General features: G+C 74.4%; 4 protein-coding genes. 2 read left to right on the top strand and 2 right to left on the bottom strand.

Going from position 1 to position 3,599, the window contains the following annotated elements:
- Nucleotides 1-68 precede the first annotated feature (68 nt).
- Nucleotides 69-569 (bottom strand): DinB family protein, encoded by a 501-nt coding sequence (locus ACFV7Q_RS23285; protein ID WP_385431189.1) that lies wholly within the window; start codon nt 567-569, stop codon nt 69-71.
- Nucleotides 570-753: 184 nt separating this feature from the next.
- The gene (locus tag ACFV7Q_RS23280; RefSeq protein WP_385431187.1) at nt 754-1,557 is read right to left on the bottom strand and encodes a GNAT family N-acetyltransferase; all 804 of its coding nucleotides are present in this window, start codon (nt 1,555-1,557) and stop codon (nt 754-756) included.
- 54 nt (nt 1,558-1,611) lie between these two features.
- On the opposite strand from ACFV7Q_RS23280, the gene ACFV7Q_RS23275 reads away from it, so the two are divergent.
- On the top strand, nt 1,612-2,001 hold the full coding sequence (locus ACFV7Q_RS23275; protein WP_385431185.1) for a signal peptidase I: 390 nt from the start codon (nt 1,612-1,614) through the stop codon (nt 1,999-2,001).
- 220 nt (nt 2,002-2,221) lie between these two features.
- A partial coding sequence (locus tag ACFV7Q_RS23270; RefSeq protein ID WP_385431183.1) for an MMPL family transporter occupies nt 2,222-3,599 on the top strand: 1,378 nt, incomplete at its 3' end.

Here is a 3,599-nt window from a genome sequence, read left to right as displayed (position 1 = left end):
TTTTGGTTTGGCTGCCATAACTTTTGGGGGGGGGGTGGGGTCGGCCCGACCGGGGTCGGGCCGACCCGTCAGGCACCCGTCGCGCCGTCGACGGCCTCCCGCAGGAAATCGGCGTGGCCGTTGTGCCGGGCGTACTCGTGGATCAGGTGCAGCATGATCAGGCGCAGCGAGGCCTCCTCTTGCCAGCTCTTCACGTACGCCGTCACGTCGAGGGACTCCGCGGCGGCCTCGATCCGCCGGGCATGCGCCACCTCCGCCTCCCAGGCGGCGAAGGCCTCGGCGCGGGTGGCGCCGGCGGCGTCGTAGGCGGCCTGGAAGTCGTGCCGGTCGGACCAGAGGTGGGGGACCTCCTCGCCGGCCAGGGTGCGCCGGAACCAGTGGCGCTCCACCTCGGCCATGTGACGGACCAGGCCCAACAGCGACAGCGTGGACGGCGGCATCGAGGGGCGGCGCAGCTCCTCGTCCGTCAGCCCCTCGCACTTCCAGGCGAGGGTGGCGCGGTGGTAGTCGAGGTAGGCGCGCAGCATCTCGCGCTCGCTGCCGGTCAAGGGCGGGGAGATCCGTTCCATGGCGTGATCCTTTCGCGTTTGCGGCGGTAGGGGAGGGGGTCGGGCCGGCGGGCGGGCGGCTGCGCCGGCCCGTGGCCGGGCGGGCCGTGTCCGGGCGGCCCGTGGCCGGGCAGGCCGTGGCCGGGCAGGCCGGGAGCCGTCCAAGCCCGCAGCCGTACGGTCCGGGAGCCGGGCGGGCCCGCGGCTATGCGGGCCCGGGCTCCCACGTGTACGGGACGGTCCGGCCCAGCACCTCGAAGCCCAGGCGTTGCAGGATCGGGCGGCTGTCCTCCGACGCGTCCACGTGGAGCCAGCGGATCCCGCGCTCCGCGGCGATCCGCGCCCGGTGGGCGACCAGCAGGCGGTACAGGCCCCTGCCCCGCCACTCGGCACGGGTGCCGCCGCCCCACAGCCCGGCGAACGAGCAGCCCGGGCGCATCTCCATCCGGGCCGCGCTCACCGGGGTGTCCCCGGCCATCGCCACGACCGCCGCCACCGTCTCCGGCTCCTCCCGCAGGAGCGTGAGCAGGAGTTCCCGGATGCCGGGCCGGTGCGTCCCGAACGCCCGGGCGTGGACGTCCATCATCAACTCCACGCCGGCCGCGTCCTCCACCGTACGCAGGGTGATCCCCTCCGGCGGCTCGACCGGCAGCGCGGCCAGCTCGTCCGCCCGGCCCACCAGCACCGTCTCGGCCGGCTCCGGCGCGAAGCCCGCCGCCCGCAGCCGCGCCGCGAGGTCCGCCGGACGGTCATGGCCGTACAGCTTCCACTCGAACCCGGACCCGAGGCCTTCGAAGTGCGCCACCTGCGCGGCGATCTCCGCATCCGCGGTGCCCTCGTCGAGGTCCGACCAGAGCACGCCGTTCCACCCCTCCCCGGGGGTGGTCTGCCGTACGACGGCCCCCGCACGCTCCACCCGGGCCCGCGCCGTGTCGGGGACCGCGTCGCGCCGCAGCTCCCGGTCGTACACCGCCCGCAACCGCACCAGTTCGTCAAGATCCGTCGTCATCCGTGCAGCCGACCACCGGCCCGGGGGCCCGCGCAACTGCATTAGCCTCACCCCGTGAACGACGTCCAGATCCACACCGGCAAGGCCACCCCCGACGCCGCCGCAGACCGGGGCTGGCTCCTCGGCCACTTCAAGGACCCCGCCGACCCGCGCCACAGCAAGGACGTGGAGATCAAGTGGGGCGTCCATCCCAAGGGCGACGAACGGGCCCGGTGGACGACCGGGGAGGAACGCACGGCCCTCCTGGTGCTCATCAGCGGGCGCTTCCGGATGGACTTCCCGGGCCGCAGCGTCGTCCTAGACGAGCAGGGGGACTACGTGGTCTGGGGCCGGGGCGTCGACCACTCCTGGTGCGCGGAGGAGGAGTCGGTGGTCCTCACGGTCCGCTGGCCCTCCGTCCCCGGCTACCGCGTCGACGAACCGGGCGCCCCGCCCGTCGGCTGACGCGCAACCGCACACTTCCGCCGGTTCCGCCCGGCGCTGTGATGATGCACACGAAACGGGCCAACGATCACGAAACGCTGCGATCGTGGCCTGGCAGACCGTCTCGGCCCGAGCCCGGAGCGACCCTCCCGGGCCCTCGGCCCTGCCTTCGCGAGGTCCAGCGTTCCTTTGCGTCGGGCGGCCTCCCGGTAAAGACCCGAACCCTCAGGGAGCACGTCCCTTGGCAGCAATCGCACGGTGGTGCATGCGGCACCGGCTGGTGGCCGCCCTGATCTGGCTGCTCGCCCTCGGCGGGACCGCCACGGCAGCCCTCACCGCCGGAACGGCGTTCTCCAACGACTACGAGGTCCCCGGCACCGAGTCGAGCCGGGCCCACGCACTCCTGCGCCAGGGCTTCCCCGGCCAGGGTGGCGACACCGACACCGTGGTCTGGCACACGCCCGAGCACCAGACGGCCCGCACCCCCGCCGTCCAAGAGCGCATGACCCGGGCCCTCACCGCCATCGCCCAACTGCCCGGCGTCGGATCGGTCGGCAGCCCGTACGACCCCGGCCCCGAGAGCGCCGCCCGGATCAGCGCCGACGGGCGCACCGCGTACGCCGTGGTGACCTTCGACCGGCCGGCCGACTCCGTGCCCAAGGCGCAGGCCGAGGCCGTGGTCGACGCCGCCAAGAACCCGGCCACCGAGGCGGACGGCCTGCAGGTCGAGCTCGGCGGCCGGGCCATAGGCCTGACCGAGGCGCCCACCGCCCACCTCGCCGAGGTCATCGGCGTCGCCGTCGCCGCCCTGGTCCTCTTCCTCGCCTTCGGCTCGCTCGCCGCGAGCACGCTTCCGATCGCGACCGCCCTGGTCAGTGTCGGTACCGCCTACTTCGGCATCACGCTGCTCGGGCACGCCATGGCGGTCGCCGACTTCGCACCCATGCTCGGCACCCTCGTCGGACTCGGCGTCGGCATCGACTACGCACTGTTCATCGTCACCCGCCACCGCAAGGCCCTCAAACGGGGCGCGGCCGTCCACGAGGCGGCCGAGCAGGCGGTCGCCACCACCGGCCGGGCCGTCGTCTTCGCCGGAGCGACCGTCTGCATCGCCCTGCTCGGCATGCTGGTGCTGAGACTGAGCTTCCTCAACGGCGTCGCGATAGCCGCCTCCCTCACCGTGGTCCTCACCGTCGCCGCGTCGGTCACGCTGCTGCCCGCCCTGCTCTCGTACATCGGCATGCGCGCCCTCTCGCGCCGCGAGCGCCGCAAGCTCGCCGAGGACGGTCCGCAGCCCGAGCTGCCCACCGGATTCGCCGCCCGCTGGTCCGCCTTCGTCGAACGACACCCCAAGCTCCTCGGCCTGGTCGCCGCCGTGGTCATGGCAGGGCTCGCCCTGCCCACCCTCTCCCTGCACCTGGGCACCTCCGACCAGGGCAACAACCCGGAGACCTCCACCACCCGGCAGGCCTACGACCTGCTCGCCGACGGCTTCGGCCCCGGCGTGAACGGCCCGCTCACGGTCGTCGCCCGCCGCGTCCGGGGGGGCGCGCGGCCCGCCGAGCTGAAGGGGGCCCCCGGCCAGCGCGCCCCCGGCGCCGGCGGCGACCCCCGGCCCG

The sequence above is a fragment of the Streptomyces sp. NPDC059851 genome, assembly GCF_042732005.1.
Lineage (GTDB): Bacteria > Actinomycetota > Actinomycetes > Streptomycetales > Streptomycetaceae > Streptomyces.
Note: the sequence above shows the minus strand (reverse complement) of the source record. Positions and strands in the feature narration are given on the sequence as shown.

What these genes read in the sequence shown, in the direction of transcription:
- ACFV7Q_RS23285 (WP_385431189.1), bottom strand. Translation starts at nt 569, where the DNA reads ATGGAACGGATCTCCCCGCCCTTGACCGGCAGCGAGCGCGAGATGCTG.
- ACFV7Q_RS23280 (WP_385431187.1), bottom strand. Translation starts at nt 1,557, where the DNA reads ATGACGACGGATCTTGACGAACTGGTGCGGTTGCGGGCGGTGTACGAC.